The organism is Kitasatospora sp. NPDC093550, from assembly GCF_044764985.1.
Taxonomy (GTDB): domain Bacteria; phylum Actinomycetota; class Actinomycetes; order Streptomycetales; family Streptomycetaceae; genus Kitasatospora.
Genome location: NZ_JBIWJF010000032.1, coordinates 41,169 through 56,025 on the forward strand (window position 1 = coordinate 41,169; position 14,857 = coordinate 56,025).

The window sequence follows — 14,857 nt, forward strand, 5'->3', positions numbered from 1 at the left end:
CTCCGACCGGAACGCCGCTCGCGGGATACGCGTTGGGAACGGCTCGGCCGACGCCGCCCTGTGCGCAGCAGCCACTGAAGCTGATCGGCAGTGGGGACTTTAAGAGCGCCGCACGCGGAGGACGTCCGAGCGCAGGGCAATGGTCGAGCCGTTCGGCAGGCTGCGCCGCACGGGAACGCAGTCCGTCCCGGCGAGGACGGCTCGGCCGGTTCGACGGCACCGCCCTGGTCGTCGTTGTCGTCGGGCAGGGCAACGTTCTGACGGGTGCCCACGGTCGTCGTCGGGCTGGCTGCCTCGCGGGATATCCGGTGTTCCTGGCAGCCTCCAAGACCGTTCCCGACCGGCCCGCGGGGCTATTCCACGTACCGGCCCGTCCTCGCCCGGCTCCTGGCCTTACTCGCCCAGTAAGGCCTGTCCCGTAATCGCCGATGGCCATCAGGGGCGCCACTCGTCGCGGTAGTCGGCATGATCGGCGTACACGGATGCGAGCAGGAGGACAGCAGTGTGCAGCCCCTCGTGGCAGGCCACCGTTGTACCGTCGTTCCCTGGCGACCGGTCGTAGGCGTCCACGATGGCCCGCTTGGCGTCGACCTCCGCCATGACGCGCGCTGGGTCGAAACGGGCGATGTGGTCCGCGGGGCCGAGGAAGGCGTCCGCGATCTCAGCGCCCGTGTCCAGGACAACGACCGTTCTTTCGGCTGTCCAGTGCCCGCTGCTCATCATGGCGTCACGGGCGTGATCCCAGTCGTCCTGGAGCCGTGCCCTGAGGAAGGCCGCCACAAGCGGGGCCGGCCTCTTGGCGCTGTGGTCGTCCGTGGTCATGGACGGATCCTGCCGGTCGGCTGCCGGTTGCGTCCACGAAGTCGCCCACACCTGTCCTGTCCGGATGATGATGTCCGGTGACGAAGCGCTGACCAGGAGCGGGACAGCTTCACCCGGACATCCACGCATAGGTGTCCGGGTGAGTCTGGTCTCCACGGATCAACGAGCCCTCGGCGTCCGGCCGAAGTCGGCCTCCGGGCGGCTCATCCTGTCGCGTAATGGAATGGAATCCTCGCCGTCCGGGCTGGCTGTCAGCACGACCTGTCATCCTGATCCCGTGCTGATCAGGGGAAACGATCACGGCCCGTTGGTGCCGGGTGAGCCGTTGCTGGACCGTGGCGGGTTCTGGGCCAACCACCTTCTCGCTATGTGCAGCCTCACGTTTGAGGGGGAGCGGTGGGATCCGGAGTGGTTTGGTGACGACAGTGCTGACACCGACGCGCTCTCCGAGGTCCTCTTCGATGACCGCAGCTGGCCGGTATTCCGAATCCCGTTCGATGCCGGCCACACGTTCCTGATCGTCTACCGGAATTTCGTCGGGGACTACGGAATCGACTACCTGCTCATCCATCCGGCATGGAGTCGGGCGGAGGTCGTCGCGAGCTTCGACGGGGACTGGTCGGGCCCGGGCTTCTCATGGCGCGACCTCACTTATATCTCCGGCACTCCCGAGCAGGTGGCAGTCGGCGTACAGGATCCAGCCTGTCGTCTGCTGCTCCTGCTGCCGGTTCTTGTCGAGGCGGAACTTCCGGCAGACGCGACAGCAGTCGTTCACGGCGCACTCGTTGCTGTCGGGGTGCCGAGTGACATCGCCCAGGAAACCGCAGAGCGCCTTTTGGAGGGGAGGCGTTGTGCTTCGTGGCAGGTGGGTGTCGCCGGATCACCACTCAGCGGCGGGCCGGATCCCACCGCGGCCGGTGAGCCAGAATCCGCCATCCTGTCGGCACTGAACATCACTCGGGCCCAGGGTGGTCTCCTCGCGCGGGCTCTGGGCAGTTCCCTGAACAGCTAACGGAGCACAGGGAGCAATCCACCAGGCACACCCACACCACCACCCCCAGCCTCGGCCACTACTCCGGAAGGTAGGGGCCGGAGGCATCGAGGCAGACAACTTCACCCGGACAGTCACCCGAACGAGGACAACTACACCCGGACAAGGTTAACTACACGCGGACAGGACAACACCTGCCATGATCTTGGAATGGCGGGCGTGATCACAGTTTCGAGCTCTTCGTGGATAGCCCCGTTCTCCGGGCCGAGCCCCCGCCTGTTCCGCAAGCTGATCACAGTGCTGAGGCGTGAAGGCGCTGATGAGGTCCGCCCCGGGCGTCCCTGGTCGCTTTCCTTGGAGGACCGGGCCTGTTGGTGGCCGCCTACTGGCGCACCAATTTGACGCTGCAACTGCTCGCACCGCTGTTCCGCGTCTCGAAGTCCGCGGCCGATCGAATCGTCGACCACACCGGCCCGCTGCTGGCGCTCAAGCATCGGCAACGATCCGCCAAGGGAACCGTGCTCATCGTCGATGGCGCGCTCTTGCCCACCCGGGACCACTCAGTCGCCGCGCAGTCCAACAACTATCGGTACTCCACCAGCCACCAGTTCGTCATCGAGGCCGACACGCGACTGGTGGTCTTCGCCGGTAGGCCCCTCCCGGGCAACCGCAACGACTGCAAAGCCTGGGCCGGGTCCGGAGCGAAAGCAGCGTCGGCAAGACCACCGCGATCGCCGACGGCGGCTACCCCGGCACCGGGCTGGTCACGCCGCGCCGCCGGCCGCCCGGCGGCGGACTGTGTGACTGGGAGCGCGAACACAACCACTCCCACAAGAGGTCCGAGCCCGGGCCGAGCATGTCTTCGCGCGCATGAAGACCTGGAAGGTCCTGCGCGACTGCCGCCTCAAGGGCGACGGCGTCCACCATGCAGTTCTCGGCATCGCCCGTCTGCACAACCTCCACCAGGCCAAAGCCAGCCGGCCCGCCCACGGCACGACAGCGTTCCCACACCGTGGAGATCGATACGGGACTGCCCTTAGCGTGGTCATGCAACACCGATACGTAGTCGAGGACGGGGCCGGGTCCGGAGCCGTCTCTGGAGGGGGATTCCACTGTGCTACGCAAGCGCCTGGCCGGGTATGCCGTCGTTCTGTGCTCGGCGGTCCTGCTGACGTCGTGCTCCTCATCGTCGGTCCGCGTTGCCCCGGATCCCGCAGCCGATGCGAGCGAACAGGCGATGGCTGCCTATTGGGCGTTCCGGGACGCAGAGCTCAAAATCTACTCAACCGGGTCCTTGGACGGGGTAGGCGACATCAAGACGATCGCCCGCGGCGAGGCCCTGAAGCACATCCAACGCAACCTGGCGTACTTTCGGGGGGCAGGCCTCGTCATGAAGGGCCGCCCGGTCCTGTCACCAAAGGTCCAGTCCGTCGACCTGAACTCCGCCCCGCCCACGGCACGGATCCGGGACTGCCAGGACTCGACGAACTATGTGTCAATCGACAAGTTCACGGGCGAGTTCAAATTTCCCGGCAATCCCCCCAGCGTCGGCCACTACATCGCGGAACGTGTAGACAGCCACTGGATAATCAGCGACCTGGCAAGCTACTCGAACGAGAAGTGCTGAGCCGTCGTTACCCGCTGCACCCGCAGGTCCTTTCTTTCGGACCAGCGGGCGGATCAGATGGAGATGCCTGCGATGTAGAGGCCGGCCTGGTAGACGGTGGCGGTCTTCTCGTAGCAGGTGGTCAGGCCGGCTTATCCTTCAGCCGGTTGATGCACCGGTCGGCGGTGCCGGGCTGTAGGCCTCGCGGTCGAAGGCCGGCGGGCGACCGCCCTGGCAGCCTCTGCGCTTGCGGTTGGCGATCTGGTCGGCGGGCTGTGGGACCACCACCCGGATACCACGCCTTCGCAGGTGTTCGCGGATGGCCCGTGGCGAGTAGGCCCGGTCCGCCAGGGCCACGAGCGGCCGGGTGCGCGGTCGTCCGACCGACCCGGGCACGCGCAGGGCCGCCATGACGTGCTCGAACGCGGACGCGTCGCCGCCCTGGCCGGGCGTGAGCAAGAGACACAAGGGGCGACAGCGGCCGTCCGCTGCCAGGGATCTCCGTCGTCAGCCCGCCGCGGGACCGTCCGACGGCGCGGTGGCCGGGGTTCGTCGGGCGGGGCCCCTTTTGACGGGCCCGGCCGCGTTCTGGTGGGCACGCACACTCGTGGAGTCGACCGCCATGACCGGTCGAGGTCGCCTTCGACGTCGGCCTGCGCGAGCAGGGCGGTGAAGACCCGCTCCCAGGTTCCGTCGATCGCCCAGTTCCGAAGCCGGGTGTAGGCCCCTTCTGCAAGCCGTACTTCTCGGGCAGGAACCAGGGACGCTACGCCCAGCAAGATGTCGAGGGCCGTGCAGACCGCTCTCAGACTGCCGCCGCTACCGCGGGTCGCGGCTGAGGTAGGCCGAATGCCGCAGCAGCGACGTGTGCGGCAAGCAGAGGTGGCACGGCGTTGCCCGCCTGCTCGTACTGCTTCGTCTGGGTTCCCTGCCACGGATAGCCTGTGGGGAAGGACTGCAGCAGGCCCGCCTCCTGGACCGTGATGCGCGCTGTGTCGGGTGCGGCGGTGCGGCCCTTCCACAGGCCTCGGTCGCGGGACTCGGCAAGAGCGCGGCGGGCCTGGGTCGGGAAGGGCTCGGCACCGCCGGTCTTCCCCCCTCCGGCAGTGACTGTGGGGGCCGGCCGGTCGGTGGCACCCCAGCCGATGCCCTCCGCCATGGAGACCCAGCGGGCGCGCGCCTCCCCGAAGAGGCTGCCTTCCTCCCCGTATTCGGTGTGGGTGGGCTCGGGAGGCTGTGCGGTGCGTAGCCTCGACGCGATAAGGATGGCGCGGCGTCGGCTCTGTGGGACGCCGTAGTCGGCCGCGTTCAGGTTGCCGCACCAGGTGCTGTAGCCCCAGCTGCGGAGCACCTCCGCATAGTGGCGGAACAGGGGGAGGGCGTCGGGGACCTCCTCCATCACCACGTCCTCGGGGCGCAGACCGCTGAGGTAGCGCATGGGTTCAGCAGCGAGGAGGGAACGGGGGTCCTTGCAAGCGGCCAGCAGCTCCGCCCGTGTATCACGGTCGCGGGCAAGGTCATCGATAGCTTGGTGAACTAGGGGTTGGTCCTCGAGTCCGAGCTGCTTGCCTGCCCGCGACCAAGCCTGGCAGGGCGGAGACGCGATGAGACGACGGATACGGCCGACCATTGGCGCAGTCGCGATCTGGGCGACGTCCGCACGAACAGTCCGGTGTCGCGCACTCGCTCGCGTCTGGCAGGCCGCGGCATCCCATTCGACCCCGATGTCAGTGATGCCGTGAAAGGCGCGCAGCCCCTCAGACCAGCCGCCGGGCCCGGCGAAGAGGTCCAGGGTGTCAGGGGCATCAGGGGCAGGCATCAGGTCTCTCCGAAGCAAGTGCGGTGGCAGAATGGCGCGGTCAGGCCCGATTTGCCGCACCGTGTGGGGCTGATGGTGCGGAAACGACCGGCAGCCGACTCGAACGACCATACAGGCGCGGACCGTCAATGTGGCTGCCGGGACGGAGCAGCTGCCTCCACGGGGCTCTCGCCGCTGGCACTCCAGCAAGGCGGGTTCTGCAGTCGGCTAACGAGTGAGCGCGCAGCACTCCTCGTCGTACGGTGTCCTGCCATAGTGATCGCCGACCCCGACGGCCCGCTGCCGGTAGAGGTCGGCGTCATGGGGCACTGCGTCCCTCGTCGCCGGGGTTGCCGACCGGCCTCGAGAACGGGCCGCTGCCCTGAGATGCGGCGCCTTCGCAGGGTCCTGGGAGCCTGAGGAGCGTCATGCCGCGCCCGTAAGGGCCGACCCTGGAAGGAGGCCCGATCTACTGCGGAAAATCTGCGTCTTGTCGCAGTGCCGACGCACGCGTACCCGTTGCCTCGGTCCCGCGGACGCGACCTGGATCACCCCGTCGTGGACAGGGCGGCCCCACGGGGCCCTTCATGCACAGACACGCCGGTCCAGGCTTGCGGGCCTTCCTGCACCGGGCAAGTTCCGCACCGAACACCGGGCCGTCCCTCTGCTGACCGCTTTCACTCGCGTGTCCGCTGTCCCTCATGGCTCACACATTCCGAAGCAGTCATCATGAGCGCACTTCCCTACTGTGCTTGTGCGCACAAGCACATACCCAGCCTCAGAATCGCACGGCTGGCCCGGCACCGGGGTGGCGACCGCGGCCAGGTCCTCCCGCGGGCCGCCGCCTCGCGGCCGGACCGCATCAGGGCCGCATGGACCAGGCGGGCGCCACGCCGCCGACGGCCCCGTGCAGACCCGCGAGGTACGCCTGGAGGTTTTTCTGCGCGGACCGGGACGGCTCGTCCTCCCAGACAGCCTCCCCCAGCAGGTCCGTGGAGACGGTAGGCGTCGGAGTGGCCGTCAGCTGTCGTCTACGGGGTACCCGAGGGCGCGGGCTTCGCCGGCGATGGTGGCGAAGTCCGCGTGGGCCGAGAGCGCGGTGACCGTGCGGCGGTCGAGCGGGGCGCCGTTGAAGACGGCCGCGACGGCATCCTCGTCGACGGTGCGCGTGTAGTAGTCCTGGGCGTAGTCGGCGAAGGCCCGAGTGCCGTCAGGCGCGGTGAGGAGGTCGAAGAGCCAGTCGGCGCCGTCCGTGTCGCCGTCGGTGAACTCGACCGGCCCGCAGCGCCAGGCGGTGGATCCGGTCTCGTACCAGGCGCACACGGTCGCGTCGAAGAACCCGTCGAACAGGAACTCCTCCGCCTGCGTGTAGGGCGCGAGCGGGGCGGGCAGGCCGTCGAGCAGCCCGGGCCAGTGGGCGCGGTCCTCCTCCCGCCACGGGGTGGCGTCGCTCTCGTGGTCGAACCCGTACAGGAACACGCCGACCGGGTCGAAGACGACGGCGTACTGGTCGCCGGAGCCGTTGTCCATGAAGGCCAGGTCGACGCCCGGACGCCAGTCGACGGCGAACATGTGGCTGGGGGCGTACGGCACGGAGACGATCGCGTCGAGCAGTGCCACCGCGCGGCAGCGAGCGCGCAGGTCCTCCGGTCGGGGCAGGGCGAGGACGAGTTCGTGGACGGTCATGGCGCATACCCAACAGCACGCCACCGACAATCCGCCCGCGCAGGTCGCCGAGGCCGTCTTCGGACGGGCGCCCGTCTGCTGGCCCGGGCCGGGACGGCCCCCGCCGCGGGCGGTGGTAGCCGCTCCGGATGACAGTTCGGGCGCGTACGTTGTGGGCCTGTTCGCCGGGGCGGAATGTGGTGCGCGGCTGGGGCTCAGGGGTGCCGGTGCCCGCCGGTGCGGGGCCGCGGCGTGCAGTGAGGAGACGTGAGGGTGCGGCTCGACGAAGTGCCGCGGACGGCCCGTCTCGGGACCGACCCCAACGACCTGCTGACCGCGCCCGGTGCTGGCCGCCTGCCCACCGACCCGGGCCGGAGCCGGTTAGGGGTCCGGCTCACGGCCCGGGTCGGCTCCCGGCGGTTCGCCGCATCAGGAGCCGGGCAGCAGGGAGGCGAGGTAGGCCTGGGTCTCGGGGTCGGTGGAGTAGAGGCGGGTGCCGCGGGTGGCCCGGGTGGCGAGGACGCGGTAGGTGTTCCGGGCGTAGAACCGGTAGCGCTCGGGCGGGAGGGTGCGCAGCTGTCGGGCGTCGTGGCTGGCTTCGGGGTGGGCCTGCCAGCGGTCGCGGCGGCGGACGAGGTCGGGGCCCAGGATGACGGCGCCGAAGGCGTATTCGAGGCCCTGGGCGGTGTAGATGCAGCCGACCTGGTCGTGGCCGCCGCGGTCGGTCGCCCAGTAGGGGCGGGCCGGGACGTCGGGGAAGCCGGGGACGGGCTGTTCGGAGCGCAGGTTCCAGGGACGGGCCCAGGAGCGCTCGTCGTGGTCCGGGCCGTGCCAGCGGATGGCGACCTCCGGCTCGAGCGGGGGGACGTCGGTGGCGTTCCAGGGCCAGCAGAAGCCCGCGGTGATCCGGGCGCTGTGGCCGCGCGCGGTGTGGCCGTCGATCCAGGAGGCGAGCGTATTGGGGTCGTCGGCCAGGGCGAGGTCGTAGCTGCTGCCGCTCCACGGTGGTGGGGTGTCGGTTTCGGAGAACAGGGTGTCGACCCAGTGGTGGTAGGCCTGGGAGCCGTTGCAGCGGAACTGGGTGTCGAGGTCGATGCGCCGGAACGCCGCCCCGGTGGCGTGCGCGTGGTGTTCCAGTTCGTCGGCTTTGAGGCCTTCGGTGGGGCGCACGATCTGGCGCTCGTCGAGGAAGAGGACGAGGACGGCGACCTGTTCGAGGAGCTTGCGCAGGACGATGGGGAAGCCGGGGCCGCGCTGGTCCGGGTAGGTGGCGGCGCGGTGGGCCTCGTCGAGGAGGACGACGCTGCTCTTGTCCAGGCCGCCGGGGTTCTTGTTCTTGAACGTCGCGACGAGGCCGCGGGCGTCCTCGCTGAGCAGCCGCTGGAGCTGGCGGGTGAGGGTGCCGGAGGGGGTCAGCAGGCGGGGGTTGCTGCCGGCTGTGCCGCACAGGTCGCCCATGACGCGGGCGGCGATGGCCGTCTTGCCGGTGCCGGGTCCGCCGGTGACGAGGACCATGGCGCCCGGCCGGGATTGCCCGTCGGTGGGGGTCCGGTGGGCGGCCGCCTGTTTGACGGCGTCGAGGATCGCCAGGCGGGCCCGGTCCTGTTCGCCGATGAGGAAGAAGTGGCGGCGGCTCTCGATGTTGGCGGCCAGCCGCTCCAGGACGCGCTCGGAGGGCCGGTGGCGGCCTTCGAGGAAGCGGTCGACGGCGTCCTGCGGTGCGGGCCTGAGACCGGCGCAGCCGAGGCGCCGCGCGAGTTCCTCCGGGGGCACGCTGCTCGCGAGGTCGTCGCGGCCGAGGAGGGGGAACTCGGCGCTCGGCCCGCCGGCGGATGCCATGCCCCGCAGGCGGTCGATCAGGTCGGCGGGGGCGTTGTGCAGGACCACCGTGCCCTTGGCCCGTACGCCGCTGCCGCCGTCGGCCCAGTCCCGCAGGTAGTGGACGTAGCCGCCGACCTGTCGGGCGGGATGGGGGACGGTCCGCCCTCCGACCTCCAGCGACGCGGAGAGTCCCGGTGACGGCCGGGCCCACGTCCACTGCTTCAGCTCGACCACCACGACGGTCAGGGTGCCGTCCGCGTCCTGGCCGACGACCGCGGCGTCGACGCGCTCTCCCGTTCCCGGGAGGGAGAGCTCCAGCAGGACGTCGAGGTCCCCGAGTCCGGCGCGCACCAGCGCGTCGAGGAGGACCGGCCAGCTGCGCTGCCAGCTGGCGATCTCCTGCGGCCCCGGCTCCGCGCCGTGCAGGGCTTCGAACCGCTTCGTGCACTCGTCGATGAACGCAGACTGCGCGGCTCGTCGCGCGACGTCGCCGATGACCCCCCGGTGTACGTACATGACCGATGCATATCACCGGTGTCTGACAGGGCGTCACGGGAGGGTGCCGTCGGAGGTGAGGGCCTCGAGGGGGCTGCGCCCTCGCATGGTGTTCAGAGCACGGCTGCGGCGGGTCCTGCCAGGGCGGGCTCGGCGGCCGGCGGTAGCGCGGCGGAGTTGTTCCGGTGCCAGTCGAAGTACTCCGCGCTCTCCGGTGTGTGGGCGGTGCAGCGTCGGCCTTCGAGGGTCTTGGCGACGGTGAGGAGGTCGGCGGAGGCGGCGCCCTTGTGGGAGACCTCCACGATGCCCTCGGGGGACACCCGGATGAAGCCGTCCTCGAACAGGGCGTCGCAGCCGAGCAGGCAGGCGGCCATCAGGTTCGCGAGGTGGGAGCGCTGTTCGAGGTTGCACCGTGACCTCTTGCGCACGTGCGCCGCGCGGACGAGCTGGGAGGGCAGCGTCCGGCCGCAGAGGTCACAGCGGATCGAGCCGGCCCCGTTGAACTTCTCACGGCGGAGTCGGGCCTGCTCGCGGCGGGCGAAGGTGACCACGGCCCGGTCCAGGTTGTCGCCCAGGTCGAGGTAGCGGTCCTGGTTCTGGACGGAGGTCGGGCCGTGCCAGGAGATGGGCAGCGGCGGCTGCTCGGCGGCGGCTTCCTCACGGGATGCCGGCTGGTGCTCGATGGAGTCGACCAGCCTGGTCATGACGTCGGGGTCGGCGACGGGGACCGGGGCGCCCTGCTTGTTCGCGGAGAGGCGGAAGGCCTCCATCGCGGCGGCGCCGAGCTGTGCTCCGGCGACGGCGGACTCGAGGTCCAGGACGTCCAGGGGGACGCGCACCGGGTAGACGTCGTCGGGCCAGACCTCGCTCTGGTCGGGGTAGACGGTCCCGGTGACCTGGGCGACGGCCAGTTCGCGCAGGACCGCGTCGGCCCAGTCGCCGGCGGGGACACGAGCGTTCGGTCCCCGGTGGCCGAACAGGATGTAGTCCCCGGGCTTCAGCGCGGCCAGGACTCGCGGGGTGTCGGCCTTGTCGGCGGTGTCGAGCTTCCAGCCCCATATGGACTCGCGCAGGCCGATCTGGAAGTTCCGCTTCGACGGAGCGGGGACGTACACGGCGACGACGGACACGTCGTGGTCCTCCACGGCTCGACTCTCCGCCGCGAAGCGGTGAGTTCGGTGGTTGCGGTCTGACGGTGGCGCGGGTCCCGCCGGGCGGGAGATGGCGTCACCGGGGTTAGGTCTACCAGACGGGGCTGACGGTGCGGAAGCGGTTTCCCTGACGACGGAACACCGGACCTGAGTGCCGTGGCTTCGGTCGCTTGGGTCGCTTCGGTGGCTGCGTGGGTCACGGACGTCGGACAGGTCCGTACCTGGGTCGCTTGGGTCGCTTCCGTCGCTGGGAACTGCCCGTCAGGGGAGATGGTCGGCCGGGCTCGGAGGTGGTACGGCCGCTCCTGGCGCTCAGCCTCAGCGACCGAAGCGGCCTACTCGTCCCTGTCGGGGTGTGCTGCGTGCCGGCCGCCTCGAGGGACCTCGCCAGTGCCGGTCGGTCCTGCGGTCCGCACGGGCGAACCGGAGCTACCGAAGCGACTCAAGCGACCGAAGCAGCGGCTTCCCGGACAGAAGTCCGCAGATCGAACTGCGGTTCCAGCGGGCAGGGGGCTGCCTTTCCGGTCCGGGGCTGAGCTACTGAAGCGACCCAAGCGACCGAACCGGGGGCCTTCCAAGCAGGTCTGACATGCGCGACACGCCGAGCGACCGGGCGGGGAGAGACTCGGTCGCTTCGGTCGCTGAGCTTCAGTCGCTGGACAAAACCGCAGGTCAGTGGCTGTTAACCTACCTCCACAGCGACTGAAGCGACTCAAGTTCGGGTATATGAAGACATTCCCGTGTGCGTGTGCGCGTTATAGACCCGGGCTTCAGTCGCTTCAGTCGCTGTTCGGCTGGAAAAACGGCTTCCACCTGCGGAAACGCCGGCAGACCGAAAGCAGCGACCGAAGCGGCTCGGTCGCTGCCCCAGGGTTCGGTCGCTCAGTTCCCCCGCGAGGTCCGCCACTCCGCGTGCGCACGTCCTCGCTCGGATAGTCTGTGTGAGCTATCTTCTGGACTTCGGTCGCTTCAGTCGCTGATTCGGCGCTCACCAGTGCCCTGACCTGGGTTTTTGCCCTCAGCGACTGAACGAGCGACCGAACGTCGGACAGCTACCGAGCGACCGAAGCAAGCTGAAGCAGCTACTGAACCGAGGGGGAGGGACCCGCGTGACGGCGCCGCAGGCCGTGGGGAGCGACCGAACGGGCCGCCAGCCGGACACGCTGGCCGTCGCCCGCTGGTGCGCCGCCCAGGGCTGGCCCGTCCATCCGCTGGCCCCCGGCCGCAAGACCCCGCCCGCGAACTGCCAGGCCTGCCAGGACTCCCCCCACTCCCCCACCGAGTGCCCGTGCCCCGGGGCCGGCCGCTGGTGCCACGGCTTCCACGCCGCCACCCTCGACCAGGACGTCATCACCGCCTGGTGGCGGACCAACCCCGACTTCGGCACCGGCGTCGCCTGCGGCCCGGCCGACCTGGTCGTCATCGACGTCGACAGCCACCCCGCCACCGTCCCCGCCAGGGACCGCATCCTGCCCGGCATCCCGATCCACGACCACGTCGACCTCGACGGGCTGGAGAACGGCTACCACACCCTCGCCCTGCTCGCCGCCCTGCGCCACCGCCCCGACCCGGCCGAGGACACCGGCACCCTGCGCGTACGCACCCCCTCCGGCGGCCTGCACATCTGGTACCTGGACGACACCCGCCACCGCTTCACCTGCTCCACCGGCTCCTCCACCGGGCGGGCCCTGGCCTGGCAGGTCGACGTCCGCGCCCATGGCGGCTACATCGTCGCCCCCGGCACGGCCACGGCCGCCGGCACCTACACGCCCCTGCCCGGCGCGAGAACCCCCGCCCCACTCCCCCGGTGGCTCGCCGAAGAACTCGTCCGCACCGGACACCTGAAGGACAGGCAGGACATCCAGCGACCCGTCCCGGCCCCCGTCCCCGACCGCGCCCGCCAGGCCGTCGTGGCCGCCGGCGGCGGCAAGCGCGGAGCCGAACGTGTCCTCGACACCGTCCTGCAGGACGTCACCGACTGCGCCACCACCCCCGAGGGTGCCGGATTCACCGGCAAGCTCAACCGCGCCGCCTACACCGTCGGAGGCCTCGTCTCCGCCGGGCACCTGACCCACGCCGCCGCCGAGCAGCTCCTCCTCGACGCGGCCCGCACCGCTCGGCCCGCCCAGGACCGGCACAGCTCCGCCGTCATCCGCTCCGGCCTCGCCGCCGGCGCCCGGCAGCCCCTGCACATCGGGAAGGCCCGCGGATGACCGACAGCACCCGCAAGAGGACGGTCTTCGACCCCGTGGCCGCAGCCCAGCAGATCCTGGAGTACCCGCCGGTCCCAGGCCCCTCCCAAGCCCCCTGGCACGGCGCCGTCGTCCAGGACAGCCTCCTCGACGACCCCGCCGAGGAGACCGTCCAGGGACCCGCGCAGCCCTTCCACACCACGGCACCGAGCGCACCGGCCGCCCGGACCCACACCGGCCCGCGGCCCGACCCCCACGCGGGCCCGCAGGCCAGCGCCCACGGCCTGCTGCCCGACTCCCTCTCCGACCGCGGCAACGCCAAGCTCTTCGTCCACCTCTACGGACGCGACTACCGCCACGTCCCCGGCATCGGCTGGTACCGATGGTCCACCCACCGCTGGCAGCTCGACGAGGACGACACCGTCCTGTGGGCCGCCGGCGAGATGGCCGAGAGCATCGCCACCCACGACCCCCGCGGCCTCTACACCAACACCGACCTGCGCCGGCACCGCCGCCGCGCCCTGTCCACCTCCGGCATGAACGCCATGCTCGCCCAGGCCAAGTCCGCGCCCGGCATGGTCCTCAACGCCGCGCTCCTGGACGCCGACGCCTACGCCCTGTGCACCCCCGGCGGCGTGGTCGACCTGCGCACCGGCGCCATCGTGCCGCCGGACCCGAAGGTCCACCACCACTCCCGCTCCACCACCCTCGCCCCCGCCCGGATGCCCACCCCGCGCTGGGACCGCTTCCTCACCGACACCTTCGGCGACGACAAGGAAGGCCGCCAGACCCGCGACTTCCTCCACCTGCTGCTCGGCTACTCGATCAGCGGCGACGTCGGCGCCCAGGTCATGCCCTTCCTCTACGGCCAGGGCAAGAACGGCAAGTCCGTCCTCCTCGACGTCATGATCCAGCTGCTCGGCGACTACGCCGACGCGGCCCCGCCCGGCTTCCTCATGGCCAAGACCTTCGACGGCCACCCCACCGACCTCGCCGAGCTCCACGGCCGGCGCATCATCGTCTGCTCCGAGCTCAAGCCCGGCGACCGCTTCGACGAGGCCCGGGTCAAGTTGCTCACCGGCGGCGACAAGATCAAGGCCCGCCGGATGCGCCAGGACTTCTTCTCCTTCGAGCCCACCCACAAGCTCTGGCTGCTCGGCAACCACCGCCCCGAGGTCGGCACCGGCGGCTTCGCCTTCTGGCGGCGCATGCGCCTGATCCCGTTCGAACGGGTCGTCCCCGAGGAACGCAAGATCGACAACCTGGCCCACGTCCTGGTCGCCGAGGAGGGCCCGGGCATCCTCGCCTGGCTCATCGACGGCGCCCGCCGCTACTTCGCCGGGGAGAAGGACCTCGCCGGCCCGCAGGCCGTCCAGACCGCCACCACCGCCTACGCGGAGACCGAGGACCACGTCGGCCGCTTCCTCAAGGAGGCCTGCGTCACCGGCGAGGGCATGCGCGCCGAACAGGCCCAGCTCTTCGGCGCCTACACCCGGTGGTGCGGATTCGAGGGGGCCAATCCCGTATCCGGGCGGGCCTTCGCCGCACGAGTCCGCGAGACACTGGGTATGACCTCTCCCAAGGAGATGGTCCTGTCCAACAGCCGCAAGTACTACCCGGGCATCGGCCTGATCACTGACGACACAGAGGAGCACACCGCGTGAGCGCGCTGATCGACCCGGCCGAGCTCGCCCACGAAACCGACCTCGTCTGGCTGGAGGACACCTCCGACCTCGACTACGTCCGTCAGTCGCTGGACCGGCTCACCACCCGCCGCGGCCGCCCCGCCTACCACCGCGACGGCCGCATGGTCGGCTACGCGATCCTCGGCCCGGACGCCAAGTCCTCCCGGGCCTCCGGTACGTTCCGCCGCCGCGTCTTCTGGCTGCTGCCCCACGACCGCGACCAGGACCCGGACGGCCTGTACTCCACCGGCGCCCCGTCGGAGGCCGTCGACCCGCGCACCGTGGCCCCCGGGGTCAAGGGCTACAAGACCGAGCGCTCCGAGGGCGGCCCGGCCTCCCCGGCGATGCTGGAGCTGGGGATAACTCTTCCGAAGGCCTGAGCGCGTCGGTGGACGGCGGTGGGGTGCCACCCGAGTCCCGGGTGGCACCCCACCGCCGCTTTGAGTGGCGGCCTTCTGTGCGTGGCGGGCTTCCGCGCACGGGCTCTTTGCCCGGCGGCGCCTCCGGCCAGAGGGCTGATAAAGCGGTCGGGGGGGCACCCCCCCCCCCCCGGCGGGGGGGGTGGCCCCCCCCCCCCCGGGGGGAGCCGTGCAAGTTCAAAAACCGGGGGGGGGGGTAAGCATTGGGTAAC

The 14,857-nt window shown here is 70.6% G+C and carries 11 protein-coding genes and 1 pseudogene; 6 read left to right on the plus strand and 6 right to left on the minus strand.

The features are described from left to right. Window positions 1-435: 435 nt before the first annotated feature. Entirely contained in the window at window positions 436-822 is a 387-nt protein-coding gene (locus tag ACIRD3_RS34185; protein WP_402224357.1) for a DUF6221 family protein, read from the minus strand. 139 nt (window positions 823-961) lie between these two features. On the opposite strand from ACIRD3_RS34185, the gene ACIRD3_RS34190 reads away from it, so the two are divergent. The 3 genes and pseudogenes from ACIRD3_RS34190 (at window position 962) to ACIRD3_RS34200 (ending at window position 3,440) form a co-directional block, all read left to right on the plus strand. Then, entirely contained in the window at window positions 962-1,834 is an 873-nt protein-coding gene (locus tag ACIRD3_RS34190; RefSeq protein ID WP_402224359.1) for a hypothetical protein, read from the plus strand. Between the two features lie 189 nt (window positions 1,835-2,023). Next, a pseudogene (locus tag ACIRD3_RS34195) lies at window positions 2,024-2,773 on the plus strand (transposase family protein); the annotation flags it as partial. 154 nt (window positions 2,774-2,927) lie between these two features. Beyond that, a complete protein-coding gene (locus tag ACIRD3_RS34200) occupies window positions 2,928-3,440 on the plus strand; it encodes a hypothetical protein (protein ID WP_402224431.1) in 513 nt (170 codons plus the stop codon). A gap of 138 nt (window positions 3,441-3,578) precedes the next feature. Here ACIRD3_RS34200 and ACIRD3_RS34205 read toward each other — a convergent pair whose 3' ends face one another. The 5 genes from ACIRD3_RS34205 to ACIRD3_RS34225 all read right to left on the minus strand — a co-directional run bounded on the left by ACIRD3_RS34205 (window position 3,579) and on the right by ACIRD3_RS34225 (window position 10,343). Next, window positions 3,579-3,914, minus strand: a complete 336-nt coding sequence (locus ACIRD3_RS34205; protein WP_402224426.1) for a transposase — start codon at window positions 3,912-3,914, stop codon at window positions 3,579-3,581. Window positions 3,915-4,224: 310 nt separating this feature from the next. Then, window positions 4,225-5,238: a DNA cytosine methyltransferase gene (locus ACIRD3_RS34210; protein ID WP_402224361.1), complete on the minus strand. Its 1,014-nt coding sequence runs from the start codon at window positions 5,236-5,238 to the stop codon at window positions 4,225-4,227. A 999-nt stretch (window positions 5,239-6,237) separates the two neighbouring features. Next, entirely contained in the window at window positions 6,238-6,903 is a 666-nt protein-coding gene (locus tag ACIRD3_RS34215) for a hypothetical protein (protein ID WP_402224363.1), read from the minus strand. A gap of 408 nt (window positions 6,904-7,311) precedes the next feature. Next, window positions 7,312-9,219, minus strand: coding sequence for a DNA/RNA helicase domain-containing protein (locus tag ACIRD3_RS34220; RefSeq protein WP_402224365.1), 1,908 nt, complete (start codon window positions 9,217-9,219; stop codon window positions 7,312-7,314). Window positions 9,220-9,311: 92 nt separating this feature from the next. Beyond that, window positions 9,312-10,343, minus strand: coding sequence for a hypothetical protein (locus ACIRD3_RS34225; RefSeq protein ID WP_402224367.1), 1,032 nt, complete (start codon window positions 10,341-10,343; stop codon window positions 9,312-9,314). A gap of 1,115 nt (window positions 10,344-11,458) precedes the next feature. Here ACIRD3_RS34225 and ACIRD3_RS34230 point away from each other — a divergent pair. The 3 genes from ACIRD3_RS34230 to ACIRD3_RS34240 are packed head-to-tail and all read left to right on the plus strand — an operon-like array spanning window position 11,459 to window position 14,606. Then, on the plus strand, window positions 11,459-12,562 hold the full coding sequence (locus tag ACIRD3_RS34230) for a bifunctional DNA primase/polymerase (protein ID WP_402224370.1): 1,104 nt from the start codon (window positions 11,459-11,461) through the stop codon (window positions 12,560-12,562). Then, window positions 12,559-14,205 carry a phage/plasmid primase, P4 family gene (locus ACIRD3_RS34235; protein WP_402224371.1) on the plus strand — a complete coding sequence of 549 codons (1,647 nt, stop codon included), beginning with the start codon at window positions 12,559-12,561 and terminating at the stop codon, window positions 14,203-14,205. Before ACIRD3_RS34230 ends, ACIRD3_RS34235 begins: the two co-directional genes overlap by 4 nt. Then, window positions 14,202-14,606 (plus strand): DUF6009 family protein, encoded by a 405-nt coding sequence (locus ACIRD3_RS34240; RefSeq protein ID WP_030240262.1) that lies wholly within the window; start codon window positions 14,202-14,204, stop codon window positions 14,604-14,606. Before ACIRD3_RS34235 ends, ACIRD3_RS34240 begins: the two co-directional genes overlap by 4 nt. The last annotated feature ends 251 nt before the right edge of the window (window positions 14,607-14,857 follow it).